23 protein-coding genes are annotated in these 26,839 nt (G+C 73.4%); 15 read left to right on the forward strand and 8 right to left on the reverse strand.

What is annotated here, in order from left to right; all coding sequences use genetic code 11:
- Genes ACKUU6_RS03160 through ACKUU6_RS03185 form a run of 6 tightly spaced genes read left to right on the forward strand, consistent with a single transcriptional unit; the run spans position 1 to position 5,571 of the window.
- A complete protein-coding gene (locus ACKUU6_RS03160) occupies positions 1-1,431 on the forward strand; it encodes an FAD-dependent oxidoreductase (RefSeq protein ID WP_407986869.1) in 1,431 nt (476 codons plus the stop codon).
- A complete protein-coding gene (locus tag ACKUU6_RS03165) occupies positions 1,428-2,612 on the forward strand; it encodes a hypothetical protein (RefSeq protein ID WP_407986870.1) in 1,185 nt (394 codons plus the stop codon). The genes ACKUU6_RS03160 and ACKUU6_RS03165 overlap by 4 nt, the downstream gene beginning before the upstream one ends.
- Positions 2,609-3,331, forward strand: coding sequence for a DUF6182 family protein (locus ACKUU6_RS03170; RefSeq protein WP_407986872.1), 723 nt, complete (start codon positions 2,609-2,611; stop codon positions 3,329-3,331). The genes ACKUU6_RS03165 and ACKUU6_RS03170 overlap by 4 nt, the downstream gene beginning before the upstream one ends.
- Positions 3,324-3,965 carry a LysR substrate-binding domain-containing protein gene (locus tag ACKUU6_RS03175; protein WP_407986873.1) on the forward strand — a complete coding sequence of 214 codons (642 nt, stop codon included), beginning with the start codon at positions 3,324-3,326 and terminating at the stop codon, positions 3,963-3,965. Before ACKUU6_RS03170 ends, ACKUU6_RS03175 begins: the two co-directional genes overlap by 8 nt.
- A complete protein-coding gene (locus tag ACKUU6_RS03180) occupies positions 3,962-4,732 on the forward strand; it encodes an alpha/beta fold hydrolase (protein WP_407986874.1) in 771 nt (256 codons plus the stop codon). Before ACKUU6_RS03175 ends, ACKUU6_RS03180 begins: the two co-directional genes overlap by 4 nt.
- Entirely contained in the window at positions 4,726-5,571 is an 846-nt protein-coding gene (locus ACKUU6_RS03185; protein ID WP_407986875.1) for a class I SAM-dependent methyltransferase, read from the forward strand. Before ACKUU6_RS03180 ends, ACKUU6_RS03185 begins: the two co-directional genes overlap by 7 nt.
- A gap of 4 nt (positions 5,572-5,575) precedes the next feature.
- Here the strand turns inward: ACKUU6_RS03185 and ACKUU6_RS03190 are convergent, their stop codons facing one another.
- A complete protein-coding gene (locus tag ACKUU6_RS03190; protein ID WP_407986876.1) occupies positions 5,576-6,031 on the reverse strand; it encodes an Lrp/AsnC family transcriptional regulator in 456 nt (151 codons plus the stop codon).
- A 94-nt stretch (positions 6,032-6,125) separates the two neighbouring features.
- Between ACKUU6_RS03190 and ACKUU6_RS03195 the strand changes: the two genes are divergently transcribed.
- Positions 6,126-6,977, forward strand: coding sequence for an LLM class flavin-dependent oxidoreductase (locus ACKUU6_RS03195; protein ID WP_407986877.1), 852 nt, complete (start codon positions 6,126-6,128; stop codon positions 6,975-6,977).
- The gene (locus tag ACKUU6_RS03200) at positions 6,974-7,402 is read left to right on the forward strand and encodes a nucleoside deaminase (protein ID WP_407986878.1); all 429 of its coding nucleotides are present in this window, start codon (positions 6,974-6,976) and stop codon (positions 7,400-7,402) included. Before ACKUU6_RS03195 ends, ACKUU6_RS03200 begins: the two co-directional genes overlap by 4 nt.
- An 11-nt stretch (positions 7,403-7,413) precedes the next feature.
- Here ACKUU6_RS03200 and nadE read toward each other — a convergent pair whose 3' ends face one another.
- Positions 7,414-8,244, reverse strand: a complete 831-nt coding sequence (gene nadE, locus ACKUU6_RS03205; RefSeq protein WP_407986879.1) for an ammonia-dependent NAD(+) synthetase — start codon at positions 8,242-8,244, stop codon at positions 7,414-7,416.
- A 226-nt stretch (positions 8,245-8,470) separates the two neighbouring features.
- On the opposite strand from nadE, the gene ACKUU6_RS03210 reads away from it, so the two are divergent.
- From ACKUU6_RS03210 to ACKUU6_RS03225, 4 genes are all read left to right on the forward strand, one after another.
- Entirely contained in the window at positions 8,471-9,853 is a 1,383-nt protein-coding gene (locus ACKUU6_RS03210; protein WP_407986881.1) for a DUF2079 domain-containing protein, read from the forward strand.
- A gap of 93 nt (positions 9,854-9,946) precedes the next feature.
- A complete protein-coding gene (locus ACKUU6_RS03215) occupies positions 9,947-10,378 on the forward strand; it encodes a GntR family transcriptional regulator (protein ID WP_407986882.1) in 432 nt (143 codons plus the stop codon).
- Positions 10,375-11,298 (forward strand): ABC transporter ATP-binding protein, encoded by a 924-nt coding sequence (locus tag ACKUU6_RS03220; protein ID WP_407986883.1) that lies wholly within the window; start codon positions 10,375-10,377, stop codon positions 11,296-11,298. The genes ACKUU6_RS03215 and ACKUU6_RS03220 overlap by 4 nt, the downstream gene beginning before the upstream one ends.
- Entirely contained in the window at positions 11,295-12,320 is a 1,026-nt protein-coding gene (locus tag ACKUU6_RS03225; protein ID WP_407986884.1) for a hypothetical protein, read from the forward strand. Before ACKUU6_RS03220 ends, ACKUU6_RS03225 begins: the two co-directional genes overlap by 4 nt.
- Before the next feature lie 81 nt (positions 12,321-12,401).
- Here the strand turns inward: ACKUU6_RS03225 and ACKUU6_RS03230 are convergent, their stop codons facing one another.
- The 4 genes from ACKUU6_RS03230 to ACKUU6_RS03245 form a co-directional block, all read right to left on the reverse strand.
- Positions 12,402-13,982 (reverse strand): cytochrome P450, encoded by a 1,581-nt coding sequence (locus ACKUU6_RS03230; protein ID WP_407986885.1) that lies wholly within the window; start codon positions 13,980-13,982, stop codon positions 12,402-12,404.
- Positions 13,983-14,223: 241 nt separating this feature from the next.
- Positions 14,224-15,018, reverse strand: a complete 795-nt coding sequence (locus ACKUU6_RS03235; protein ID WP_407986886.1) for an arylamine N-acetyltransferase family protein — start codon at positions 15,016-15,018, stop codon at positions 14,224-14,226.
- 84 nt (positions 15,019-15,102) lie between these two features.
- Positions 15,103-17,160, reverse strand: a complete 2,058-nt coding sequence (locus ACKUU6_RS03240) for a phosphocholine-specific phospholipase C (protein ID WP_407986887.1) — start codon at positions 17,158-17,160, stop codon at positions 15,103-15,105.
- Between the two features lie 152 nt (positions 17,161-17,312).
- A complete protein-coding gene (locus ACKUU6_RS03245) occupies positions 17,313-17,765 on the reverse strand; it encodes a type II toxin-antitoxin system PemK/MazF family toxin (protein WP_407986888.1) in 453 nt (150 codons plus the stop codon).
- 248 nt (positions 17,766-18,013) lie between these two features.
- Here ACKUU6_RS03245 and ACKUU6_RS03250 point away from each other — a divergent pair, with 248 nt between their 5' ends.
- The 3 genes from ACKUU6_RS03250 to ACKUU6_RS03260 all read left to right on the forward strand — a co-directional run bounded on the left by ACKUU6_RS03250 (position 18,014) and on the right by ACKUU6_RS03260 (position 21,504).
- Positions 18,014-18,805: a GNAT family N-acetyltransferase gene (locus ACKUU6_RS03250; RefSeq protein ID WP_407986889.1), complete on the forward strand. Its 792-nt coding sequence runs from the start codon at positions 18,014-18,016 to the stop codon at positions 18,803-18,805.
- A 34-nt stretch (positions 18,806-18,839) separates the two neighbouring features.
- Positions 18,840-19,061 carry a translation initiation factor IF-1 gene (gene infA, locus ACKUU6_RS03255; protein WP_407986890.1) on the forward strand — a complete coding sequence of 74 codons (222 nt, stop codon included), beginning with the start codon at positions 18,840-18,842 and terminating at the stop codon, positions 19,059-19,061.
- A gap of 142 nt (positions 19,062-19,203) precedes the next feature.
- Complete coding sequence (locus ACKUU6_RS03260) at positions 19,204-21,504, forward strand: autotransporter (RefSeq protein WP_407986891.1); 2,301 nt, start codon at positions 19,204-19,206, stop codon at positions 21,502-21,504.
- A 34-nt stretch (positions 21,505-21,538) separates the two neighbouring features.
- Here the strand turns inward: ACKUU6_RS03260 and ACKUU6_RS03265 are convergent, their stop codons facing one another.
- Both ACKUU6_RS03265 and ACKUU6_RS03270 read right to left on the reverse strand, forming a co-directional pair.
- Positions 21,539-22,891: a M1 family metallopeptidase gene (locus ACKUU6_RS03265; RefSeq protein ID WP_407986892.1), complete on the reverse strand. Its 1,353-nt coding sequence runs from the start codon at positions 22,889-22,891 to the stop codon at positions 21,539-21,541.
- Between the two features lie 35 nt (positions 22,892-22,926).
- Complete coding sequence (locus ACKUU6_RS03270; RefSeq protein ID WP_407986893.1) at positions 22,927-26,832, reverse strand: Pls/PosA family non-ribosomal peptide synthetase; 3,906 nt, start codon at positions 26,830-26,832, stop codon at positions 22,927-22,929.
- Positions 26,833-26,839: the final 7 nt, after the last annotated feature.

Here is a 26,839-nt window from a genome sequence, read left to right on the forward strand (position 1 = left end):
ATGCCTACCGTCGTGATAGCCGGGGCCGGTGTCGCGGGACTGGCCAGTGCGCTGGCCCTGCACGGCACCGGCCACCGGGTGCTGCTCCTCGAACGCGGCGACGCACCGCCCGAGGCGCCGGGGCAGGAACGGCCCACTGTGCCACAGGCCGTGCACTCGCACACCCTCACCTCGCTCGGCGTCCGGGTGCTGCGCGACCGGGCACCCCGGGTGCTCGACGCGCTGCTCGACGCCGGGGCCCGACTGCTCGACCTGACGGCGGCGTTACCCGCGGCCGCCACGGACTCCGGACCGGAGCCGGGCGACCGGGAGCTGGTCGCGCTGGGCTGTCGCCGCAGCGTCCTGGAGCTCGTGCTGTACCGGGCGGTCCGCGCACTGCCCCGGGTCTCCGTCCGGCACCGCAGCACGGTCGAGCGGCTGGAACTGGACGAGCGGAGCCGGGTCCGCGCGGTGCTCACCAGCACCGGTGAACGGCTGGCCGCCGATCTGGTGGTGGACGCCACCGGCCGCCGGGCGGCCCACCGGGCCTGGCTGACCGAGGCCCGGATCACCACCCCCGAGGACCGCACCGCTCCGTCCGGGCTCACCGGCTACACCCGGTTCTACCGCCTGCTCGGCGAGGCGCCTCCAGGCCCGCCCAACCGTGGCAACGCGGCGGGCGGCATCTGGGACCACTACGCAGGCGTCCTGCACCCCGCCGACGCCGGAACGTTCTCCGTCGCGCTGGCCACCCTGCCCGGCGACCACGAGTTGGCCGGGCTGCGCACCGAGGCCGGGTTCACCGCAGCGGCCGTGGCCACGCCCGAACTGGACCGCTGGCTGGCGCCCGGCGTCAGCGTCCCGATCTCTCCGGTGCACGCGATCACGGTCCCGCCCAACGCGCTGCGCTCGGTGGCCCTTTCGAGCCCGGTGGACGGGCTGTACCCGGTGGGCGACGCCGCCTGCATCACCAACCCGCTGTTCGGCCGGGGCATGTCGCTGGCCCTGGCCCACGCCTTCCGGCTGGCCGACCTGCTCGCCGCCCGGCCCGGCCCCGGTGCCACGAGTGCCGCCGGTGCCGCCGACCCGCTGACGGCAGCGGCCGGGCGGCTCGTGGCGGAGGTCTACCTCCCCTGGTACGAGCAGTCCGCCGCAGCGGACCAGGCCCGGATCGACCGCTGGCGGGCCGCCCGGGACGGCGTCGTCCCGCCCGCTCCGTCCGGGACGGGCCTCGGTCCCGCCGAGATCGCGGCGGCCGCCGCCACCGACGGCAGGGTCTGGCGCGGCCTCACCAGGATGCTGATGACGCTGGCCACCCCGGCCGAGGTGCTGGGCGACGAGAAGTTCCTGGCCCGGGTCAGGCAGGCCTCGCCGGGCGAGGCCCCGCAGCAGCCGCCGACCCGCGCCGAGCTGGTCCACCTGGTCGGCGCGGCGACGGAGGCGGTCCTGTGACCGCCGATCTCCTGACCGCTCCGCTCGGCTCTCCCGGCACTCCCGCCGACCCGGCCGGCCCGCGCCGGGTGCTGCTGGCCCCGATCACCATCACGCCATCCAAGCCACTGACCCCCAGTCACCTGAAGGGACTGCTCTGGACGGACGTGATGTACCGGGCCACCCGCCCGCTGGCCGAGGTCCACTACCGCTACAGCCACACCACCTATCACCCCACCGAACAGACCCTGGGCTTCTGGGAGTTCCTCGACCGTACCCGGGGCGACGCCGACTACCGGCACCTCACCGAACAGGAGATCGGCGACCACTACGTGGCGTTCCGCGCCGCCGACCGGCGTGCCTCGGCGCAGGCGCTGCGGCCGTACGCCGACGCGGTCGAGCAGGGCTGGGTGCATCCCGCCAGCGCCCGAATACTGGAGCTGTGGTCCGAACAGTACCGGGCGCTCGGCCTGCACGACCCCGGCCTGCGGGCCCACCAGCCGCCCGGGCTCGGCCTCGACGAGATGCTGGCCGGACTGGAGGCCCGGGGCAGGTGCGTGGACCACCGCCGGATCGGCGGGCCGGTCCACCTCGACCTGACCCGGCACGGGCTCCCGCTGCGGCAGATCGTCACCGCCGACGGGCGGCCCAACTACCTGGCCTGCGCGCTGCGTGAACTCGTACCGCTGGCAAGTGACTTCGACGAGATCGTGCTGCTCTACGACCCGGAGCTCGACCCCGACTACCAACTGCTCGAACGGGTGCTCGGCGACCTCGGTCCGACCGTCCGGCGGGTCCCGGTCGGCCGGGTACCGATCGACGGCTCGATCCGCTCCGCCCGGCACGGCGGCTGGGGCCACCACCACGCCGGGCCGCTGCTCACCACCGCGCTGGCCGAGCACGACGAACCCGTCGTCCGGCTCGGGATGCGGCTCTACTTCATCGCCGTACTCGGCCCCGGGCAGGAGCAGTCCTTCCGCCCGGAGCTGCTCCGGCAGTGCCTGGGCCGGGCCCAACGGCTGCTTGCCACCAGGGAGTCCGCGGGGTCGCCCGGGCCCTCAGGATCGCCCGGCCTCTCCGGGCTGCTCGGCCGCCATCGGCGCGACCACACCTACGTCGACCCGTACCGGCTCACCGCTTCGCTCCTCGGCAGGCGCGCCGCCGCGCCCAGCCCGGAGCTGCTCAGGGAGGTGTTCGTGTGAGCCCGGTGCAGCAGCAGCTGCTCGACCGGGCGGCCCGACGGGTCCGAACCGCCCGGCCCGACCTCGCCGAGCGCTTCGACCTCGGCACCGTCGCCGGTCTCCGGGAGGCCCAGCAGGCGGTCGCCTCCGCCGCCGAGGAGACCCTCGTGGTGGCGGTGGTCCACCACCTCGACCTGGCCGAATGGGCTCGGGAAACCTGCGAGTTCGCCTTCGGCCTCGATCCCGCCGACGGCGCACGGTGGCGCCGTTCGTTCACCCGCGCGGTCTTCCTCGCCGGCAACCCGGCGAACCTGCGGGAGCGGTTCCGATTCGCCCACGTGGCCGCCGGCTCCACCGCCGCCTGGACCGCCCCCGGCCCCGGCACGGGTGCCACCACGCTACGGCGCCTGCTCAGGCTCTTCGACGCCCCGGCCGGGCCACCGGCCCGGCCGGACACCCTGATCCAGCTGCCGGGACCGCCCACCGCACGTCACCGGGACCTCTACCTGGCCACCGAGGGATGCAGCCTCGCCGAGGCCCTGGTGCACCTCAACCACGTCCTGGTGGAAGCCGTCCTGGACGGACTGCTCTCCCCCGGCGACCGTCTGAGGCTCCGCCAGGTCCCCCGGCTGATCGGCGTCGCCACCCCGTTCGCCGCGCTCCGTGTGGTCGCCGAACCACACCACCCCGACCGGCTCAAGGCCGCCGCCGGCCTCACCGAGGAGACTCCCGTTGGCTGAGACGACAACCGCACCACCGCTCACCAGGACCGTCCACCTCGGCTACCACGGCTCCGCCGAGGTGGCCCACCGGATCACCGCGCTGGCCGGAGCCACCGAGGCGGCGGAGCTGAGCCAGTACGACATCGCGGACCCGTTCCGTGGCCTGCGCCACGGTGAACTCGACCTCGCCATCGTGAAGTTCGGCCTGCGCGAACCTGATCTGGCGGTCAGCAGGGTGCTCGGCTGGGACGCCCGCGCGGTGGTGGTCGCCGTCGAGCACCCGCTCGCCCTGGCCGGAGCCGCTTCGGTCTCGGTCGAGGACATCGCCCGGTACGACGCGTTCCACTGCCCGGGTCAGCTCCCCGGCTACGTCTGGGACGAGGTGGTTCCGCCGTACACCCCGGGCGGCCGCCCGATCGTCCGGCGCCACCAGGTCGGCGCCATCCCGGAGATGCTGGCGCTGGTCGCCTCAGGTGCCGCCGTGCACCTCTCGGTGGCCTCGCTCGCGGACATCGCGCCGCCCACCGTCCGGGTCCTGCCGGTACACGACCTGCCGCCCGCGCCGGTTGCCCTCGCCTGGCACCGGGGCGCCGATCTCCCGCTGCACGTGAGGAAGTTCATCGCCACGGCCGAGGCGGAGGCGTCCCGGTGACCACCACCAGGCCCGCTGTGGTGCTGCTGCACGCCCTCTCGCTGCACTCCTCGATGTGGGCGCACCACACCGAGGTGCTCAGGGCCAGGGGCCACCACGTGATCGCCTTCGACCAGCGCGGCTTCGGCTCGGCGCCGCTCGGCACGCCGGAGCCCACCCTCGACGTGGTCGCCGACGACCTGGCCGAACTCCTGGACGGCCAGGGCCTGCCGCAGGCCGTCCTGGTCGGCTCCTCGATGGGCGCCTACACCGCGATGGCCTTCCTGGCCCGGCACCCCGGCCGGACCGCGGGCCTGGCGCTGCTCTCCGCCCGCGCCACCGCCGACAGCCCCGAGGCGCACGCCCAGCGGCTGCAGTTCGCCACCCTGATCGAGGACGACGCCGCCCGGCCGACCGTCATCGAACGCACCACCCCCCTCCTGGTCGGTCCGAACACCCGGGAGCGGCAGCCCGAACTGGTCGCCCGGCTGCTCGCCGACGCCCGCGCCGCCGATCCCCGGGCCCTCGCCTGGGCCCAACGGGCCATCGCCGCCCGGCCGGACGCCGCCGCCACCCTGCGGGCCACCGACGTGCCCGCCGTGGTGATCGCGGGCGAGGAGGACGCACTGGTCGACCCGGCCGAGTCCCGGCACACCGCCGACTCCCTCCCCCAGGGGCGCCTGGTCACCGTACCGGGGGCCGGCCACCTCCAGCCCCTGGAGTCGCCCACCCTCGTCGCCACGGCCCTACTCGAACTCCTGGACCGGATCGAGGCGGTCGCGTGCTGACCGAGGACCACCGGCGCTGGGGCCACCAGTCCTCCACCGGCCTGGGCTTCACCCACCACGCCATCGTGGACACCCACTTCCGGGCCTGCCGCGAACCGTACCTCGCCCTGCTCGGCCGGGCCGGTCTACAACCCGGCTGGCACGTCCTGGACGCGGGGACCGGTACCGGCGACTTCCTGCCCGCGATCGCCGAACTCCTCGGCCCCGCAGGACGGATCACCGCCGTCGACCTGGCCGCCGAGAACGCCGCCCTGACCGCGGACCGGTTCGGCCCGGACGCACTCGGCCTGCCGCTGTCGGTCCGCCAGGGATCGGTGCTCCAACTTCCACTCCCCGACGACTCGTTCGACGCCGTCTGGTGCTCCAACACCGTCCAGTACCTCGACGACTCCGAACTCGCCACCGCGCTGGCCGAGTTCGCCCGTGTGGTCCGCCCCGGAGGGCTGATCGCCGTCAAGGACCTGGACGCCCACCTGATCACCGCCCGCCCCGGTGACCCCTACCTCTTCACCGACTTCTTCCGCCGGGCGGGCAGCACCCCCGGCTACGCCCACCAACTCCTCCGCACCCGTGACCTCTACCGCCACCTCCGCGCCGCCGGCCTCACGGCCGTCCGGCAGCAGACCGTCCTGATCGAACACCACGCCCCGCTCGGCCCGGACGCCCACGCCTTCTACACCACGGCCTGCACCCAACTCGCCCAGCAGGCCGACCACCTCGGCCTCGCAGAAGGCTGGCTCCCCTACCTCCGCTCCCCCGAGGACCCCGGCCATCCCCTCAACCACCCCGACGCCTACATCAGCGAGGGCAACGTCCTGGCCACCGGCCTGGTCCCCTGACGGCTCAGGACGTCCGGGGCGCGCGCGGGCCGCGGAACGGGAGGGTGTGGCTGAGCACGAGGTTGGTGGTGGTGCTGCCGAACTGGGCCAGGGCGTCGACGATCTCCTCCAGGTGGCCCATCGAGGTGGCCGTCACCTTCAGGACGTAGCAGTCGTCGCCGGTGGTGCGCAGGCACTCCAGGATCTCCGGGCGCTCGCCGATCAGGCGGCGCAGCGGTTCGTGCCGGGTCCCGGGGTACTTGAGCCGGATCACCGCGAGCACGGCGTGCCCGGTCCGCTCCAGGTCCACCTCGGCCCGGTAACCGGTGATCACCCGGGCGGCCTCCAGCCGCCGGACCCGCTCGGTGGTCGCCGACGGGCTCAGGTTCACCCGCCGGGCCAGCTCCGTGAAGGCGATCCGGCCGTCCTGCTGAACCTCCGTCAGGATCGCCCAGTCCGTCGCGTCAAGACTCTCGGTCATTCGCACAGATTACCGGTGATTCCCCGGGCGAACCCCCGCTGAACAGGCAGGAATCCCTTCTGGCGGCCCCGGTGCCCTGGCTAGGCTCGATGCTGTGAAGATCGGAGTGAACGTCCTCAATTTCGGCCCCGGCACCGATCCGGGAGTCCTGCTCGACTGGGCCCGGACGGTGGAGGGGCTGGGTTTCGACCTGCTGATGGTCTCGGACCACGTCGCCATCACGCCCGATGTCGCCGAGCGCTATCCGGCGCCCTTCTACGAGCCGTTCACCACCCTCGCCTGGCTGGCCGGGCAGACCACCCGGATCCGGCTCGGCACGACGGTGCTCATCGCGCCGTACCGGCATCCGCTGCTCACCGCTCGGATGGCGGCCAATCTGGACGCGTTGAGCGGCGGCAGGCTGGTGCTGGGCGTGGGGGTGGGCTGGGCGCGGCAGGAGTTCGCCGCGCTCGGGATCCCGTTCGAGCGGCGCGGTCGGCTGACGGATGATCACCTGCGGGACATCCGGGCCGCCTGGGCCGACACCGCCGCGTACGGGGAGCGGCGGATCCCGGTCTGGGTCGGCGGCAACAGCGACGCGGGGCTGCGCCGGGCCGTACGGCTCGGGGACGCGTGGCATCCGCTCCGCTGCACCATGCCGTGGCTGCGCGAAGCGGCCCTCCGACTGCGGGAGTCGGCCGAGGAACTGCGGCTGCCGGTCCCCGCGTGGGCGCCCCGGATCGCCCTCAGGCTCACCCCGGCACCGGTCACAGGACCGGACCGGCTGGCCGGCGAGGGCACCCTCGAACAGATCCTGGGCGACCTCGACGACCTTCGGCGCCTGGGTGCCGAGACCGTCGTCCTCGACCCCTACCAGGGCGACCCGCGCGAGACCTGCCACCCGCAGACGGCCTGGCGGGCCCTCGCCACGGTCGCCGCCCACCTCCACGGAACGGAACGGTCATGACGACACCCGGGGACCACACCCTGCTCCGACGCGCCATCGCCCTCGCGGCCGAGGCGCGCGAGGGCGGTGACCCACCGTTCGGATCGCTGCTGGCGGCGCCGGACGGGACGGTACTGGCCGAGGCACGCAACAGCACCCGTACCGACCGGGACATCACCGCGCACCCGGAACTGAAGCTGGCGCGCTGGGCCGCGGGCGAACTGGACCCGGCCGTCGCGGCGCAGACCACGATGTACACCAGCTGCCAGCCGTGCGGGATGTGCCAGGCCGTCATCCAGCAGGCCGGGCTGCGCCGGGTGGTGTTCGCGCTGTCGAACGAACAGCTCCTGGAGATCAGGCCGGGCAGCGGCCGGCTCCCCGTTCCGCAGGAAGGCCCCGCGCTGCTCGAGGAGGTACGGGCCGTGGTGGAGGGGTACTACCGCTGACCCCTCGGCGTTCAGGGGGCGATCGGCAGCTGGCGCTTGTGCTCGGTGAGCCGGTAGCGCCGGACGATGATCCCGGCGGCGCTCCCGTCGACCGGCCTGCCCTCCAGGAAGTCGTCGATGTCGTCGTAGGTGACGCCGAGCGCGTCCTCGTCGGGCAGGCCGGGGTTCAGGGTCTCCAGGTCGGCGGTCGGCGTCTTCCGGACCAGCTCGGCCGGCGCGCCGAGCTCCGCTGCCAGGGCCCGCACCCGCCGCTTGGTGAGACCGGTGAGCGGCACCACGTCGGCCGCGCCGTCGCCGAACTTGGTGAAGAAGCCGGAGACCGCCTCGGCGGCGTGGTCGGTGCCCACCACCAGGCCGTCGTGCGCGCCCGCCACCGCGTACTGTGCCACCATCCGCTGCCGGGCCTTGATGTTGCCGTGCACGAAGTCCTGGTGGCGCGCGTCGCGGAAGACCGTGCCACCGGCCAGCGTCGCGTCCAGCGCGGCGTCGCAGGCCGGCTTCACGTCGACCGTCAGCACCCGGTCGGGGCGGATGAACTCCAGCGCCAGCTGCGCGTCCTTCTCGTCGGCCTGGGCGCCGTACGGCAGCCGCATCGCGAAGAAGGTCGCCTCCTGGCCGGCCGCCCTGACCCGCTCGACCGCCAGCTGGCAGAGCCGGCCCGCCGTCGTGGAGTCGACGCCGCCACTGATGCCGAGCACCAGGGACCGCAGGCCGGTGGCGGCCAACTGACCGGCGAGGAAGGCCACCCGACGCTCGATCTCCTCCCGCGCGTCGAAGGACGTGGCCACCTGGAGATCCCGGGCGATCTCCTGCTGCAGGGAAGTGGACGCCAGGTCGGTCACGGTTGCTCCTCGGTCGGGTCCGCACGGGCGGGTCGGGCACGCGCCGCCCGGACCTGGGCCCGGGCGTGCACAGGGACGGAAGCACTCTAGAGGAAGCCCGCGACGGGCCCGACGACACCGCCTCACCTGCGCCGTCCCGGTAGGGGGCGGACGCGGCGGACGGGTTTGACGATCACTCCCTTCCCCACCACCCTTTCACTATTCCAATAGTGAAAGGGTACTACTCGTGCGCCCAGCTCCACCCCTGCGCCATCCGACCGCCCTGGCCTGGTCCCTCGCGGCCGCCTTCGCCGCCGCCTACGGCTGCGTTGCCGTCAACCGCCACCGGCGGGGCCTCACCCAGGCCTACGACCTGGGCATCTTCGAGCAGGCGGTCCGCGCGTACGCCCACGGGGAGGCACCCGTCGTACCGCTCAAGGGGCCTGGCTTCCACCTCCTCGGCGACCACTTCCACCCGCTGCTCGCCTTGCTCGCTCCGGCCTACCGGGTGTTCCCGACGCCCGTCACCCTGCTGGTGGCCCAGGCGCTGCTGATGGCCCTCGCCGTGGTCCCGCTCACCCGCTGGGCGTACGAGGTGGGCGGCCCACGGACCGCGCTGCTGATCGGGTGCGGGGTCGGAGCCTCCTGGGGCATCGTCAACGCGGCCGCGGACGACTTCCACGAAATCGCTTTCGCCGTCCCGCTGTTGGCCTTCTCGGCCACCGCCCTCGGCCGGGGCCACCGGACGGCCGCGGCGCTGTGGGCACTGCCGCTGCTGCTGGTCAAGGAGGATCTCGGCCTGACCGTCGCCGCCGTCGGCGCACTGATCGCCGTCCAGGCCCGCCGCGCGGACCGCCACCCCGGACCAGGGCTCGCGCTCGCCGTCGGCGGGGTGCTCGCCACCCTGCTGACGGTGCTGGCCCTGCTGCCGGCGTTCAATCCCCAGGGCGGTTTCGACTACTGGCAGCAGCTCTCGGACACCGGCCACGACCGGGCGCTCTGGTCGGCCGCCCTCCACCTCGGCTGGCCCCCGGTCAAGTGGCTGCTGCTGGTGCTGCTCGCCGCCACCGCCGGCTTCCTCGGCCTGCGCTCACCGCTGGTCCTGCTCTGCCTTCCCACCCTCGGCTGGCGGCTGGTCTCCACCAACCCGCACTACTGGGGCGTCAGTTACCACTACAGCGCGGTCCTGATGCCGCTGCTCCTCGCCGCCCTGGTGGACTCCCTGCGCCGGGCCGACCCGCAGCACGCCCGGCGCGCCCTCGCGGTGAGCGCACTGGTCACCGTCGTCACGGTGCCGCTCTATCCGCTGCACGAGGTGGTCATGCCCGAAGCCTGGCGGACCTCACCGCGGCTGGTCGCGACCCGCTCGATGTTGGACCGAATACCGGACGGCGCCACGGCAGCCGCCTCCAACCGACTGGCGGCGCAGCTGACGGCCCGCACGACGGTGACGCTGGTCTGCCGGGACGACGCACCGGCGCCGGACTGGGTGGCGGTCGACCTGACCGATCCGAGCGTCAAGGCGCCGTGCGCCATCGCCGACACCGTCCGGATGCTGGCGACGTACGAACAACGGGGCTACCGCCGCCTGGTGGAGCACGACGGCCTGGTCCTACTGCACCGCGACTGATGCACCGCGACCGATCGGGGTCGCACCGGCTTGACCACGGCGGAGCAGTCCGCCACTATTCCACTAATTCACTAGTGAAAGGCTGATCAGCGCTTGATCGAGTACCGCATCGAGCGGCGCAGCGGCGTCTCCACCTATCAGCAGATCGTCCAGCAGACCAAACAGGCGCTGCGGCTGGGCCTGTTGCAGCCGGGGGACAAGCTTCCGACCGCCCGCGAGGTGGTCGAGCTCACGGCGATCAATCCCAACACCGTGCTGAAGGCCTACCGCGAGCTGGAACGCGAGGGGTTGGTGGAGCCCAGGCCGGGGCTCGGCACCTTCGTCCGGCGTTCGCTCGCCCGGCCGGAGGCAGCGGCCGACGGACCGCTGCGCGCGGGGCTGGTCGGCTGGGTGGACGAGGCCAGGACCGCCGGGCTGGAACGCGAGGACGTCGCCGCGCTGATGGCCTCCGTACTGGAGCAGCGATTCGACACCGGGGTGACCCCGGCCGCAGGACCGAACGAGAACACGGGGAGGAACGGGTGAATCACCCGACGGACAGCCGACCGCTCCAGAGCGGCACGGCGTTGGAGGCGGTGGGCCTCGGCCTGCGGTACCAGGGTGGTTGGGCGCTACGAAACTGCGAGTTCCAGCTCCCCGTCGGCCGGGTGTGCGGGGTGGTCGGGCCCAACGGGGCCGGCAAGAGCACCCTGCTCCAGCTCGGCGCCCGCCTGCTCGCCCCGACCGAGGGCGAACTGCGCGTGCTGGGCGAGACCCGGGACACGCCGGAACTCCGCTCCCGGGTCGGGTTCGTGGCCCAGGACAAGCCGCTCTACCCGAGCTTCACGGTCGCCGAGACCCTGCGACTGGGCCGCGAACTGAATCCCCGCTGGGACCAGGACCTCGCCCAACGGATCGTCGACCAGGGCGAATTGAACGGCAAGGCCCGGATCGGCTCGCTCTCCGGCGGCCAGCGCACCCGGGTCGCCCTGGCGCTCGCGCTGGCCAAGCAGCCCGAACTCCTGCTCCTCGACGAGCCGATGGCCGATCTCGACCCGCTCGCCCGGCACCAGCTGATGGGCGCCCTGATGGCGGAGGCGGCCGAACACGGCACCACCATCCTGCTCTCCTCGCACGTCCTGGCCGAACTGGACGGGGTGATCGACCACCTGCTGCTGGTCCGGTCGGGCCGGATCGTGCTGGCAGGTGACGCGGACGAGCTGCTGGACGCCCACCAGCTGCTGACCGGCGCCGGCGACCCGGCCCACCTGACCGGCCACACCGTGGTGGAGAGCCGCTCCACCGGCCGCCGGACCACGGCCCTGGTCCGCACCGGCGCCGCCGCCACGGACGGCTGGGAGAGCACGCGCCCGAGCCTGGAGCACCTCCTGCTCGGCTACCTGCGCGCCCCGGCCGCCGACGCCGACACCCCCACGACCAGCACCCACAGCAAGGCCGCCGCATGAGCACAACTGCCCTCGACGGATCCGGAACCAGCATCATCACCACCACCCCCGGCACCACCGGCGCCCGACCCGGCCGGCGCCCGAGCGGCCTGCTCTGGCTGGCCTGGCGCCAGAGCAGGCCGGCGATCCTCGTTCTGACGGCCGGTCTGCTGCTCCTGACGGTCATGTCGCTCACCGTGCACTTCGCCGTCGCCGGTCAGGCGGACGTCCTGCGCTCGGCGAACTGCACCCTCTCCGGGGCCTGGAACGGAACCAACTGCTACAAGACGGCCGAGCGGGTGCAGGTGTTCGCCGCCCTGTACCTCGACGTGTTCCAGCCCGCTGTGACCTTCCTGCCGCTGCTGATCGGGATGCTGCTCGGCGCCCCGCTGCTGGCCCAGGAGTTGGAGCGCGGCACGTACCGGCTGGTCTGGTCGCAGTCGGTCACCCCGGCCCGCTGGCTGGCCGCCCGGATCGGCGTGCCGATGGCGGCCGTCGCGCTGACCAGCGGTGTGCTGGCCGTGGTGTCCAGCTGGGTGTGGTGGACGGACATCGTCCACTCGCCGGTGCTGTTCGACCCGCCGTTCCAGGGTTTCACCTACCCGGTGCTGGGCCTGATGCCGCTCAGCTGGTCGCTGTTCAGCTTCGCCCTCGGTGTGGCGATCGGCCTCTGGCGCCGCCGGACCGTCTCCGCCATCCTGCTCACCGGCCTGCTCGGCCTGGTCAGCATGGGGGTGATGCGGCTCCTGCGGCCCGCCCTGTATCCGGTGGTGAGCGGCTTCCAGCCCTTCGACCGCGTCCACAACGGGTTCTACCAGCCGACCAACGCCTGGCTGGTGGAGTCCGGCCCGGTGCTCGCGGACGGCACCCGGCAGCCCAACTTCTGCACCAGGGACTGTGACAGCGTGGCGGGCTGGTGGGGCGAGTTCCACCCCTCCTCGCACCTGGTGCCGATCCAGCTGATCGAGACCGCCGTCCTGCTGCTGCTCACCGCCGCGCTGGTCGCCTGGACCTTCCGTCGGCTCGGCCGGCTCGGCAACTGATTTCTCCGGCCCACCCCCTGACGCCCTCCCGGACCGACCGCCTGCCGTCACGGCGCGTGGCCCGAGAGGGCGTCAGGCGCGTCAGGAGAGCCCGGCCAGGCCCGCCACCCGGTCGTACGACGGCGCCCCGGCCCGGACCGGACAGCCCGCCCTGACCTCGTCCAGCACACCGAGGGCGGCGCCCAGCGCCGCGCGGTACAGCAGCGATCCCAGGCTGACCCGGCCCACGCCGAGTTCGGCCAGCTCGGGCAGGGTGAGGCCGGTCGGCGAGTAGAGCACGTTCAGGGGGACGTCGATCCGGTCCAGCACCGCCGCGATCTCCGCCCGGTCGGTCAGCCCCGGGACGAACACCCCGTCCGCACCGGCCTGTTGGTAGGCGTCCAGCCGGTACGCGGTCTCCGCCTGCCGGCCGCCCAGCCAGTGGGTGTCGGTCCTGGCGTTGACGAACAGCTCCGGCACCGCGGCCTTCACCGCCACGATCTTCGCGGCGTGCAGTCCGACGGGGGCCAGGGTGCCGTCGGCCCGGCCGTCCTCCAGATTGATGCCGACCGCACCGGCGGCGGCCAGCTCCCGGGCCAACTCCGCCACCTCGTCCAGGTCGTCACTGAATCCGCCTTCGACGTCCACCGACAGCAGGAAGGCGCCGCCGCCCAGCCGCCGGGCCAGCCGCAGCGTCTCGCTCCTGGTCACCCCGGTGCCGTCCGGCAGCCCACTCGCCGCCGCCACACCGAGACTCGTGGTGCCGATCGCCGGGAATCCCTGCTCGGCGAAGAGGGCCGCCGAGGCGTGGTCCCAGGCGTTCGGCAGCAGCAGCGGCGCTCCGGCCCGGTGCAGCGCCGCGAACGCGGCCGACCGTGTCGGCGCGGCCTGCGGCGTCAGGATTCCGATGGCCAGGGCGAGCGCGTGCTCCCGGCCGGGACAGACCCTCGGCTCGCTGCCGAACGTGAGCGCGGGCGGTCCGGACCGGCTCGGGTCGAACTGCTGTGGCTCCGTGAAGAGTTCGGGATCCCGGTTGGCGGCGGCCAGGTCCAGCAGCACCCCGTCCCCCTCCGCGATCGCCACCCCCGCGACCACCGTCGGCCGGACCGCCACCCGCCGCATCACCCGGACCGGCGGGTCGTGCCGCAGGGTCTCGGCGAGCAGCGCCGGTACCGTGCAACCACCGAGCTCGGTACGGGCGTTGTCGACCAGCGTGCCGGTCGCCTCGTACGCCTGCACGAGCAGGCCGATCCGCTGGGCGGCCGCCGCCTGGTCCGCTCCCCCGACCCGGGGCAGCAGCCAGGCCACCGCCGCGTCGGCCGCCGGATCCACGCCACCGAAGTACGTCGCCGCCGCCGCGCCGACCGCTGCCGCCACGCCGTCCGGCTCCGCCAGGCCCATCACCTCGGCCAGCGCCCGGACCGCGAGCAGCCGGGCGTCCCCGCCGGGCCCTGCGGCGGCCGAGCGCCGCAACGCCGCCGGGTCCAGCCGCGCCAACTCGGCCTCCACCAGCGCCCGTCGGCGGGCGTGCTCGGCGCCACTGCTGAACCGGGCCACCGTCGCCCGCAGCCACGCCACCGTGCCGACCGGACCCGGTTCGGCAGGCAGCGGGACCAGGTGCGGATCGGCCAGGGCGGCCCGGACGTCGGCGTACCGCTCGAAGCTGTGCTCGGTGCTGTTCATGTCCCGCAGGCTAGACCCGGGACGCTTCGGCCGCCGCCGAACCGTGCCGGGGGCATGATGAACCCGTGTCGCTCGCCGAGATCGCCGGACTGCTCGCGGACCGTACCCGGGCCGCCTTCTGCCTCGCCCTGTCCGGCGGCCGGGCCGTCTTCCGCGACCTGCTCGGCCTGCGGCCGACCGCCAGGTCGTCCGGTCTTCCCCCCTTCTCCCGTCAGGGAATTGCGCCTACCCCGACCCGCCGTCAGGGCAGGCGGTCCAGCTCGATGCCGAAGTGCGTCCGGTACGCGGCCAGCGTGGCGGTCTCGTCGAGTTCCTGCTCGGTCCGGGAGCCGTCGGGGGCGGTGCGGATCAGGTGGGTGCCGCTGACGGTGATCCGGCCGTCCTCCGTGAGCCGTGAGCAGGTGGCGGCCCGCCGGAAGTACGAGTCCGGCGAGGTGGCCTGCCACCAGCAGGTCGGTACGAAGTCGGCCAGCTCGTACGGGCGTTGGTCCAGACGGTACTGCGGCGCGCCGTCCTGCCGGATGTCGAGTTCCTCGCCGTGCGACACGATCGTGAACACCCCGGCGGGGTCGGTCTGCTCACCGCGTCCGTCCAGCCGCAGCGGGAGCTCACTGAACCGGCCGAAGCCGACGTCGGCCAGCCAGGTCCCTTCGCCGTCCAGCTCCACCCGCAGTGCCATGTGGTCGAACGGCGGCCCGGGTCGGGTCGGACCGAACACCCGGGCCGACAGGAGGCTCACCCGGTAGCCGAGCGCGCGGAGCAGTTCCGCGAAGGCCCCGTTGAGTTCGTAGCAGAACCCGCCCCGGTGCCGGTCGGTGATCTTCTCCACCAGCGCGCCGGGCTCCAGCACGATCGGCTCGTCCAGCCGCACACTCAGGTTCTCGAACGGGACGGCGCCCAGGTGCGCTCGCTGGAGCGCGGCCAGCGCCGCGAGATCCGGTCGGGCGGGGCGCGGCAGGCCGATCCGCGCCAGGTAGGCGTCCACCTGCGCATCGGTCAGGGCACTCGGAGTCAGGGAATGATCCACACCGACCATTCCACCCGACCGGCCGGGCGTCGGCAAGCCCCCGGCCGCGCGCCGCCCCGGCGGTACCCGGGACGGCGCGTGACCGGTGCGAGGTCAGCAGGTGATGATGCCCGGGTCCGACAGACCGGGGGCGCCGGTCTCGACGTGGCCCGCCAGCCGGCGGACGAAGTCGGCGGTGCCCGCTGCGGTGACGGTCACGTCGTACCAGTGGCGGCAGCCGCTCAGGTCCAGCGGGACGGAGACGGTGGTGCCCTTGCGGACCGTGAAGGTCTGCGGGGTGCCGCCGTAGGCGTTGACCACCGTGAGGCGAGCGTCGGTGGTGGCGGCGTTGGCGAGGGTCAGGTCGAGGGTGCCGGTGGCCGCGTTGTGGCGGGCGGTGACCTCGGGGCCGGCCTTCTTGCCGGGGTTGCGGAAGCGGCGCAGGAAGCCGTTCGGGCCGTGCACCGTCAGGTCGGTGACGCCCTTGGAGTTCCGGGTGTCCCAGGTGTCGGCGATCGTCTTGCCCGCCTCGGCAGTGTAACTCCACGGCGCGTCGGTGCGGTTGGCCGAGGTGACGTAGAAGTGTGCACCGGCCGCCGCCCCGCCGCTGAAGGTCAGCCGGTACTTCCCGGCGGCGATGTCCGCCGAACCGTCCACGTACGGCGCGTACTTGAGCGGGCGGGTCGGCCTGCTGCCCGGCTCCTGCTTCGGCATGGTGCCGACGGCGGGGGCGGGCGCCTTGAAGTCGGGGTGCCGGTCGCGGTCGGGCGGGTAGTAGCCCGCCGTCGGCGGCAGCGCGACCGGCGCGGTCGAGGTCCGGGCGAAGTCGAAGGCCGCGGTCAGGTCACCGCAGATGGCACGCCGCCACGGCGAGATGTTCGGCTCGTGCACCCCGAAGCGCCGCTCGATGAACCGGATCACCGAGGTGTGGTCGAAGGTCTCCGAGCAGCTGTACCCGCCGGTGCTCCACGGCGAGACGACCAGCATCGGCACCCGCGGCCCGAGACCGTAGGGCCCGGCCACCCGGCCGGTGGCGCCGCCGAAGTAGTCCAGCGCGGTGGAGACGGTGGACAGGCCCTGGCTGCTGCCGGACGGCGCGTACGGCGGCACCACGTGGTCGAAGAAGCCGTCGTTCTCGTCGTACGTGATGAACAGCGCGGTCTTCGCCCACACGTCCGGATTCGAGGTCAACGCGTCCAGCACCTGGGCGATGTACCAGGCACCGTAGTTGGAGGGCCAGTTGGCGTGCTCGGAGAACGCCTCGGGCGCGGCTATCCAGGACACCTTGGGCAGCGTGCCGGCCTTCACGTCGGCGCGCAGCCGGTCGAAGTAGCCCTCGCCCGCCTTGGCATCGGTACCGGTGCGGGCCTTCTCGTACAGCGGGCTGCCCGGCTGGGCGTTGCGGTAACTGTTGAAGTAGAGCAGCGAGTTGTCGCCGTAGTTGCCCCGGTAGGCGTCGTTGATCCAGCCCCAGGAACCCGCCGCGTTCAGCCCGTCGCCGACATCCTGGTAGATCTTCCAGGAGACGCCCGCCGCCTCCAGCCGCTCCGGGTACGTGGTCCAGCCGTACCCGGCCTCGGCGTTGTCGAGCACCGGGCCGCCGCCCGTGCCGTCGTTGCCGGTGTGGCCCGACCAGAGGTAGTAGCGGTTCGGGTCGGTCGAGCCGATGAACGAGCAGTGGTACGCGTCGCAGACCGTGAAGGAGTCGGCGAGCGCGTAGTGGAACGGGATGTCGTCGCGGGTCAGGTAGGCCATCGTGGTGGCCGTCTTCGCGGGCACCCACTGGTCGTACTTGCCCTTGTTGAACGCCTGCTGGCCGCCGGCCCAGTCGTGGTTCAGGCCCTGGAGGAACTCCATTCCGAGGTCCTCGCCCGGCGGCCGGAACGGCAGGGTCACCTTGCCGCCGCTCGCCTGGTTGAACACCGACTTGCCGCTCGGCAGGGTGACCGGGCGGGGGTCGCCGAAGCCCCGGACGCCCTTCATCGCACCGAAGTAGTGGTCGAAGGAACGGTTCTCCTGCATCAGGACGACGATGTGCTCGACGTCCTGGATGGTGCCGGTGCTGCCCTGGGCCGGGATGGCGGCGGCCCGGGCGATGCTCTCCGAGAGCAGGGTGAGCGCGGACGCGCCTCCCGCGAGCTGGAGGAAACGGCGACGGTTGAGTTCAGCCATGGGTGAGTGGACCTCTGCGGTTGAGGGTGGGCGGTGGGCGACCCCAGAACAACGCGCGCGGTGGACCGCCCGAAGGACAGGTCATGTCTGCCCGTCGTACGTCAGACGAACGCCTCGCCTCAGTTGTACGGCCAACTCCGGTACCGGAACCGTCAGCTCCAGCGGTACCGGCGCCGCAGCGCGGCCACCACCAGGTCGAACCGCGCCCGGTCGAGCGCGCAGGCCTCCCGCCGCATGCCCTGGTCGTGCACCCGCATCACCCGGTCCAGCGCCACCCAGGAGTCGCGCCCGGAGCGGTCCCAGCGGCCGGCGCCGATCGGTACCCAGTCCGCGTCCCGGTCGTGCCCCTTGCTGGAGAGCATCACCGCGAGCAGCGTCCCGCCGGGTTCCCTGGCCACCACCAGCACCGGGCGGTCCTTGCCCCGGCCGTCCCGCTCCTCGTACGGCACCCAGGTCCAGACGATCTCGCCGGGATCGGGATCACCGTCGTGGTCGGGGGCGTACTCGGTGTGCACCCGGCCCACCTCGTGGGCCTCGACCTCCACGGTCGCGGAGGCGCCGAAGCGGCCCGGGGTGTGCTCGTCCTGCTGGGTCAACTCGGCCATGACGGCAGGCTAGTCAGCCCGGCCAGAGCGGATCAAGCTCCCTGACCGGGAGGCAGCTCGCGAAAATGGGTTGGGCACGGTGGCGGCAGGCTGATACCGTCCGGACGAACCGTGAAGCCGTAGTCAGGAGGTGGGACCCGTGAACGCTGTTACACGTGGGTACTCCCCCTGTCCTTCACGGTCGGGCGATTGACGTAGGTGTCGCCGGGAGTGCCTGAGAGCAGAGCACTCCTGAGAGGCAGACACCTATGAATCCTGAACATGCGGACTCGACCGGCAGGCCGGTGACGGTCCTGCACGTCTCCGATGACCAGTGGCACGCCGTGGCCGACGGCCGGGTCGTCGGCCGGGCCGATGCCTGGCGCAGGCCCGACGGACGTACCTTCGTCAGCGTCGACGCCTGGGACGGCCCGGTCTTCGACCGGCTCGCCGATACCCTGTCGGCCCGGTTGCCGACACCGCTGTACACTCTGGTCGACGACAACGACCAGCAGTCACAGGAGAGTTGGCGGCGACTCGGCTTCACCGCCTACCGCCGCGAGTGGCAGTACGCCGTACCCACCGAGCCGGGCACCACCGGGCTCAACGCCCTACCGCCGCCCTCGGGCCTGACCGTCCTGCCCGCCGGCCAGGCGGCGGCGGACCCGCTGCGCGCGCTGGACCGGGTGATCCGCGCGGAGGTCGGCGCCACCGTCGGCTGGCAGTCGATGCCCGCCGAGGTCATCCCCCTCCCGGACGGGGTCACCGTGCCGGACCCGTCGAAGTGCGCGGTGGCCGTGCAGGAGGGCCGGTACGTCGGCCTGCTCCGGCTGGCTCCGGTGCCCAGGCAGCCCCGGATCGGCCTGATCGCCGTCCTGGCGGACCGGCAACGGCAGGGCGTCGCCCGGGCGTTGCTGGCCCACACCCTGAGCGCGCTGCACCGCTCGGGAGTCGCCAGAGCGACGGCGGAGGTCAGCGAGTCCAACCACGCCGCCCGCGAGCTCTTCGAAAGCATCGGCGCCCGCCGGGTGGGCGCCAACCTGGAGCTGGTCCGTTCCTGACACCCCCTCACCACCCATCGAACAGGAGAACGCCATGGCGAGAATCTCGAAAGGCATCGAGATCGACGGCACCGTCGTCGAGTGCATGCGCAACGCCACCTTCAAGGTGGAGCTCGAGAACGGGCACCACGTGCTCGCCCACATCAGCGGCAAGATCCGCAGGCACCACATCAAGATCCTGCCGTACGACCGGGTGCTCGTGGAGCTCAGCCCGTACGACCTGACCCGTGGCCGGATCCTGTTCCGCCACCGGTAGCCGCACCGGAGCGGGTCCGGGACCGCCCCGCCGGTCCCGGACCCGGACCCCGCAGAACGCGGTCCGGAAAAGTGTTATCCGCAGGGACCGCCGCCATCTCCTGACCGTACGATTCGCATCCGGCCGGGAAGAGAACAGCACGTTGAAGGCTCGACAGTACGCGCGGCTGCTCGCCGCCCTGGTGGTACTCGCCGGTCCGGTGGCCGGTTCCGGCACGGCTGCGGCGGACGGTCCGACCGACATCACCGCGACCGTCCTGGCCGGTCGGGACGTCATGCTCAACGGTGACTCCGTGATCAACCTCCCCGCCGGGACCAGCACGTACACCGGGGTCCTGAGCGGGACCGGGACGCTGCGGGTGCGGGGGAACGGCGTCCTGATCCTCACCAAGGACAGCGACTTCCAACTGCCCGAGAGCCGCCGCCGTCAGACCGTCAGCGTGACCCCGGGCTCACCGGCGTTCACCACCGTCACCAACCCCGATCCGCCCGCCGTGATCGTCGAGGCCGGCGCAACGCTCCAGTACGGCACGGGCAGTGGCCCGGCGGGGGTGATCGGCCACTACCCGTACCAGACGCCCGGCTTCCAGCTGAACGCCGACAACATCCAGGTGGACGGCACGCTGCGGCTCTCGGCCGTCCGGCAGCTCAACCTGGGCACCATCAGCGGCTCCGGTCTGCTGACCCAGCCGCGCTTCCTCTGGGGCGATCTGGACCTGGCCGGCACCCATCCCTTCTCCGGCCTGATCGACAACGGCACCGGGATGCACTTCGGCAAGGCGGAGTACCCGCTCGAACTCCCCAACGTCCGGAAGGTGCTCAACCAGGGGTCGGCCATCGTCAGCGCCATGACGAACCGCACGCTGACCCTGCGTCAGGACTTCTACCAGCGGCAGTACGGCAGCGACATCAACTTCCACACCTGGCGGGACGGCAAGGTGGTGATGACCGGCGTCTACAGCTACTCGGACCAGGGCCCGGACACCGACCCCTCGCTCAGCGACCCGGCCGTCAACCTCAGGAAGATCCCGCACGACCTGAACACCCGGGGCATCAACATCGAGGGAGCCCACGTGCAGTGGGGCGACGGCAGCACGGCCAGGTTCTTCCTGCCGGCCACCGCCGCCAACTCCTACATCAACCTGCACGCCAACCAGCACGGCAACGGCTCGCTCGCCTTCGACTACAACGGCCCGGTCACCCTCGGCACCCCCATCTCCGGCGGCCAGTTCCACCAGTCGCTGGACACACCCGCGACCGGCACCGTCACCCTGAACCCCACCCCGGGCAACGCGGTCACGTTCGCCGCGCCGCAGAACTACCACGGCACCACCGCGATCGGCCGGGGCGCCACCCTGCTGCTCGGCACCGGCGCGGCCGGGGCGGACGGCGCACTGCTCAGCGGCCCCGACGACCGGATCACCGACGACGGCGCCCTGGTCACCCGCAACGCGACCACCGCCGTCACGCTGGCCAACATCAGCGGTGCGGGCTCCTTCACCCAGTCGGGCCCGGCGGCCGTCACCCTCACCGGCGGCCTCTCCTACACCGGCCGGACCACGGTCGCCGGGGGCGTGCTCGCGCTCGCCGGCGGCACCCTGCGGGCCAGCGAAGGGATCGGCCTCACCGGCCCGAAGGCCGTACTGGACCTGACCAAGGCGGGCGAGCAGACCGTACGCAACCTCAGCGGCGTCGCCGGGGCCACCGTCACCGCGGGACGGCTGACCCTCGACAACTCCCAGGACACCGAGTACGCGGGCGGATTGGTCGCGACCGGGCCGGTGACCAAGACCGGCGGCAGCGCGCTCACCCTCTCCGGGCCCGGCCGCTCGACCGGCTGGGAGGTCGCGGCGGGGACGGTCCGGATGGCCGCCGCCACCCTGACCGGGGACGCGCAGGTGCGGAGCGGCACCACCTTCGGGGGTACCGGGGTGGTGAAGGGGGCCCTCGGCAACGCGGGCACGGTGGCGGCGACTTCGGTCACCGTCGAAGGCGACTACCACCAGGACCCGGCGGGTCGACTCTCGCTCGGCGGTCCGGCCGCCCTGCGGGTCACCGGCCAGGTCACGCTGGCGGGAAAGCTCACCCTGGACGCGTTCTCCGGATCCGGCCTCACCCTCATCGACCACACCGGGGCCGGCCCGGTCTCGGGTACCTTCACCGACCTGCCGGAAGGCGCCGAGGTCAAAGCCGTCGGTCGGACGTACCGGATCAGTTACCGGGGCGGCGACGGCAACGACGTCGTCCTGGTCACCGGTCCGGCCGCCGCGACGGCGACCGGGGACAGCGCCGCCGGGGTGGCCGCCCCCGTGGTGGCCGACCGCGGCGGCCCCTCGCTGCTGGGCTGGGCGGCCGGCGCGGTCTGCACGGTGCTCGTCGCGGTTCTGCTGCTGCTCCGGCGCCGCCGACGTCGCCCGGCCCGGCGGTCCCACCGCCGCCGCTGACACCCGGTCAGTTCACCACGCCCCTGACGCCCGGTCAGCGCGCCACGGGCAGCGGGGGCAGCAACGGGTCGTGCAGCCAGGCGTGGAACAGCCCGTCCAGCGGCGCGGCCGCGTAGCGGTCGGCGTGCGCGGTGAAGTCGGCCGTGCTGACCACCCCGTGACGGTTCCGCACCGCCCACTCCTTCACCAGCCGGAAGAAGGCGTCGTCGCCGAGCTCGCAGCGCAGCGCGTGCACGGTCAGACCGCCGCGCTGGTAGAGCCGGTCGTCGAACATCAGCTTCCGGCCCGGGTCGCCGAGCCGCAGGTCCTGCGGCAGCCCGGCCAGCAGGGCGTGCGCGGCGGCGGCGTGCTCGGCGGCGCTGCGACCGCCCGAGCGCTCGGACCAGATCCACTCGGCGTACTTGGCGAAGCCCTCGTTCAGCCAGATGTGCCGCCAGTCGGCGATCGTGACGCTGTTACCGAACCACTGGTGGGCCAGCTCGTGCGCGACCAGCCGCTCGGAGGTCCGGCTACCGTCCAGGTGGTTGGTGCCGAAGGTGGCCAGGCCCTGCGCCTCGACCGGGACGTCCAGCTCCTCGTCGGCCACCACCACGGCGTACTCGCCGAACGGGTACGGGCCGAACAGCTCCTCGAAGTGGTACATCATCCGGGCCTGCCGCCCGAAGTCGGTGGTGAACTCGGCCAGTAGCCGGGCCGGGACGTAGGCGGTCTGCGGCACCGCCCGGTTCGACGAGGACGGGGCCGCGGAGCCCTCGATCAGCCGGACCGTCTGGTACTGGCCGATCGAGACCGTCACCAGGTAGCTCGCGGTGGGCGCGGACTGCTCGTACACCCAGGTGGTGCTGGAGGACCGGGTGGTCCTGGTGAGCAGCCGGCCGCTGGCCACCACCGTGTACGCGGACGGGGTGGTGACCGAGATCTGGTAGCTGGCCTTGTCCGCCGGGCGGTCGTTGCACGGGTACCAGGACGGCGCGCCGATCGGCTGACTGGCCACCAGGGCACCGTCCGTCAGTTCCTCCCAGCCCAGGCCGCCCCACTGGCTGCGGACCGGCTTGGGGTTGCCGGTCCAGTGCACCTCGACGGTGAACGCCGCCCCGGCGGCGAGCGCCTTGGCCGGACGGATCCGCAGCTTGCCCGCCCGGTGGGTGTAGTGCGCGGCCTTGCCGTCCACCAGCACCCGGCCGATCCGGAACTCGGCGAGGTCGAGCGCGAACTCGGCCAGCGCCGCCCCGCCCGCCACCGCGCTCAGCCGGGCCGAGCCGCCCAGGCGGTTGGGCCCGGGCCGGTAGTCCAGCGCGAGTTCGTAGCGGTGTACCCGGTAGCGGGCGTCCCCGTGGGTCGGGAAGTAGGGGTCGACGCCGGGAGCCGGCACCTGCTTGGGACTCACGGGTCGTACGCTCCTGCGTTGTGTGTGCCGGTCCGTCAGGACTGCCAGGACTCGATCGGGTTGCCCAGCCAGCGGGTGTCGGCGGGGACGGACTCCGCCCGCATCACCAGCGAGGCGGGCCCCAGGGTGCTGCGCGCGCCGATGGTGCTCCCGGGCAGCACGATGCCGCCGGGGCCGAGGGTGGCTCCCTCGCGAAGGATCACAGTATCCATCCGCATGATCCGGTCGTGGAAGAGGTGGGTCTGCACCACGCAGCCACGGTTGACGGTGGCCCCGTCCCCGAGCGTGACCAGGTCCGCCTCGGGCAGCCAGTAGGTCTCGCACCAGACGCCCCGGCCGACCTTGGCGCCGAGCGCCCGCAGCCAGACGTTCAGCACCGGCGTGCCCGGCACGGCGCCGATCAGCCAGGGCACCGCGAGCACCTCGACGAAGGTGTCGGCCAGCTCGTTGCGCCAGACGAAACCGCTCCACAGCGGGTGCTCGACCGCGCGGAACCGGCCGACCAGCAGCCACTTGGCCGCCGCCGACACCAGGCAGGCGGCCAGCCCGGCGCCCAGCAGCACCACACCCGAGAGAAGCGCGGCGAGCAGCACCGAACCGGTGGCGGCCAGCTGGGCCAGCACGGCCAGCGTCAGCGCGCCCAGCCCGGCCGAGGCGAACACCGGCACCAGCCGGCAGACCTCGACCAGGCCCCGGGCCCAGAGCAGCCGGGCCGGCGGGTCGTAGGTCAGACTCTGGTCGGCGGTGTCGGCCGACCGGGGCAGCCGCATCGGCGGCATGCCGAGGTACGAGCTACCCTTCTTCGCCTTCTTCGGCGTGGCCGAGAGCACCCCGACCAGCCCCCGGTCGGGCACCGCCCGGCCGAGCGCCGTCATCCCCGAGTTGCCGAGGAAGGCCCGCTCGCCGATCTCCGCCTCACCGAGCCGCAGCCAGCCGCCGCCCAGTTCGTACGGGGCGATCAGGGTGTCGTCAGCCAGGAAGGCGCCGTCCCCGACGGTGGTCAGGCTCGGCAGTGCGAGCACCGTGGAGACCTCGGCCCGGCTGCCGATCTTCATGCCGAGCGCCCGCAGCCAGTACGGGGTGATCAGGCCTGCGTAGAGCGGGAAGAGCGTGCCCCGGGCCAGGTCCATCAGCTGACTGACCGTCCAGGCCTGCCAGCCGATCCGGCCGTGCAGCGGGTGGCTGCCGGTCCGCAGACCCACGCTCAGCAGGCGGACGCCGGCCAGCAGCAGGGTGGCGTACACCAGGCCGTAGGCCAGCGTGGCGGGCACCAGGGCGAGCAGGGCACCGGACAGCGCGGTGCCCAGAGCGTCGCCTGGGTGCACGAAGCGGCTGACCACCAGCAGCGCGGCCAGCCCCGAGAGCACCGGCAGCAGGCTCAGGCCGAGACCGCTGGCGCCGTACAGCGCGGCCCAGCGGGCCCGGCGCGGCGGGCGCTGCTTGGGCCAGCTGCGCTCGGCCTTGCCGAGTTTGACGGCGGGCGCGCCCGCCCAGCGCTGGCCGGTGGGGATCTGGCCGGTGACCCCGGAGCCGGGCGCGACCTGGGCGCGCTTGCCGACCCGGGCGCCCGGGAGCAGGGTGCTACGGGTACCGATCACCGCGCCGGAGCCGACCCTGACCTGGCCGACCTCCAGCCGGTCACCGTCCAGCCAGTACCCGGACAGGTCGACCTCGGCCTCGATCGCGCAGCCCCGGCCGAGCCGGAGCAGGCCGGTGACCGGCGGCAGCGAGTGCAGGTCCACCTCGGGGCCGATCCTGGCGCCGAGCGCGCGGCCGTAGCGGACCAACCAGGCGCCCGACAGCGCGGTGGCGCCGGAGACCTCGGCCAGCCGCTCGGCGGTCCACAGCCGCAGGTGCACGCCGCCGCCGCGCGGGTAGCTGCCGGGGCGCACCCCGCGCAGCAGCAGCCGGGCGCCGCCCGCCGCGATCACCAGTCGGCCCGGCGGGCTGAACAGCAGCAGCGCGCCCGCGCCGACCGCCCACCAGGAGGCGGTCGGCGCCCAGGGGTAGTCGCCGAACCAGGCCAGCGCGTTGCCCAGGGCCAGCAGCCCGACCGTCCAGCGCAGCCCGACCAGGGTGAACAGCGGCAGCAGCAGGAGGGTCTGCACCACCTTGGCCCGGGTGGGCACCAGGGCGATGGTGCGGGCGGCGCCGTTGCCCTGGGCGGAGCGCTCCAGGTGCCGGGCCAGCTTGCGCAGGGTGGACTGCTGGTAGATGTCGAGCACGGCGGCGGCCGGGTAGCGGGTGCGCAGCAGGGTGGTCAGCCTGGCGGCGGCCAGGCTGCCACCGCCGATCGCGAAGAAGTCGTCCTGGGCGCTGCCGACCTGGACACCGAGGATCTCGGTCCACTGCTCGGCCAGCCAGGCTTCGGTGCCGTAGAGCTGCTCGCCGGGCCCACCGGTGGTCAGACCGGGCAGCGGCCAGGGCAGCGCGTTCCGGTCCACCTTGCCGGAGGTCCGGGTCGGCAGGCTCTCCACCGGTGCGAGCAACGGCACCAGGGCGGCGGGGAGTTCGGCCCGGAGCTGCTCGACGGCGGCGGCCTGGTCCCAGCCCTGCTGGGTGACCAGGTAGCCGACCAGCAGCTGGTTGCCGCCCTTGGCGGTCCGGACGGCGGCGGCCGCACCCGCCACCCCGGGCAGCGCCTGGAGGGCGGCGTCCACCTCGCCGAGCTCGATCCGGCGGCCGCCGAGCTTGATCTGCTCGTCGCTCCGGCCGAGGAAGACCAGACCCTCCGGGTCGGCCTGCACCAGGTCGCCGCTGCGGTAGGCGCGGGTCCAGCCGAGCGACTCCAGCGGGGCGTACTTCTCGGCGTCCTTCTCCGGGTCCAGGTAGCGGGCCAGGCCGACGCCGCCGATCACCAGCTGGCCGGTGCCGCCCGTCGGGACGGGCTGTCCGGCCTCGTCCACCACGGCGAGCTCCCAGCCGTCCAGCGGGAGGCCGATCCTGACCGGGCCCTCGCCGGTGAGCAGCGCGCCGCAGGCGACCACGGTGGCCTCGGTGGGGCCGTACGTGTTCCACACCTCGCGACCCTCGGTGACCAGGCGCTGGACCAGTTCGGGCGGGCAGGCCTCGCCGCCGAAGATCAGCAGCCGGACCTCGATCAGCGCCTCGGCCGGCCAGAGCGCGGCCAGCGTGGGCACGGTGGAGACCACGGTGATCTCCTGCTCGGCCAGCCAGGGACCGAGGTCCGCTCCTCCGCGCACCTGCGCCCGGGGCACGGGCACCAGGCAGGCGCCGTGGCGCCAGGCCAGCCACATCTCCTCGCAGGACGCGTCGAAGGCGACCGAGAGCCCGGCCATCACCCGGTCCCCCGGCCCGATCGGCTCCTCCTGGAGGAAGAGCGCGGCCTCGGAGTCCACGAAGGCGGCGGCGTTGGCGTGGGTGACGGCGACGCCCTTGGGCTTCCCGGTCGAGCCGGAGGTGAAGATGATCCAGGCGTCCTCGGCGGGCGTGGGCCGGGCCCCGGGGCGGCCGGTGGTCGGACGGCCGGTGACGGTGAGCGCGCGCCCGGCGCCGAGCACGGCGGCCACGGCCGCCTCGCCGAAGACCAGCTCGGCCCGCTCGTCCGGGTCCTCGGCGTCCACCGGGACGTACGCGGCACCGGCAGCGAGCACCGCCAGGATGGAGACGTACAGGTCGTTGCTGCCCGACGGCACCCGGACCCCGACCCGGTCCCCGGCCCCGATCCCGGCGGCGGCCAGCCGGCGGCGCAGCGCCTCCACCTCGGCGGCCAGCGCGCGGTAGGTCAGCGTGGTGTGGCCGTCGTCGAGCGCGGGCTCCCCCGGGTGCTCCCGGGTGGTGGCCTCCAGCACGTCGAGCAGGGTGCGGGGCGCGGGGGCCGCGCCTGCGGAGTAGAGCGCGAGCGGGCCCGCCGCCTCGTCCTGCCGGGTGGAGATCTGCGTCGTCACCGTCGTACGCCCCTGTCCGTCTCCCCCGTCCATGACCGAT

Source organism: Kitasatospora sp. CMC57, assembly GCF_045866025.2.
Classification (GTDB): Bacteria; Actinomycetota; Actinomycetes; order Streptomycetales; family Streptomycetaceae; genus Kitasatospora.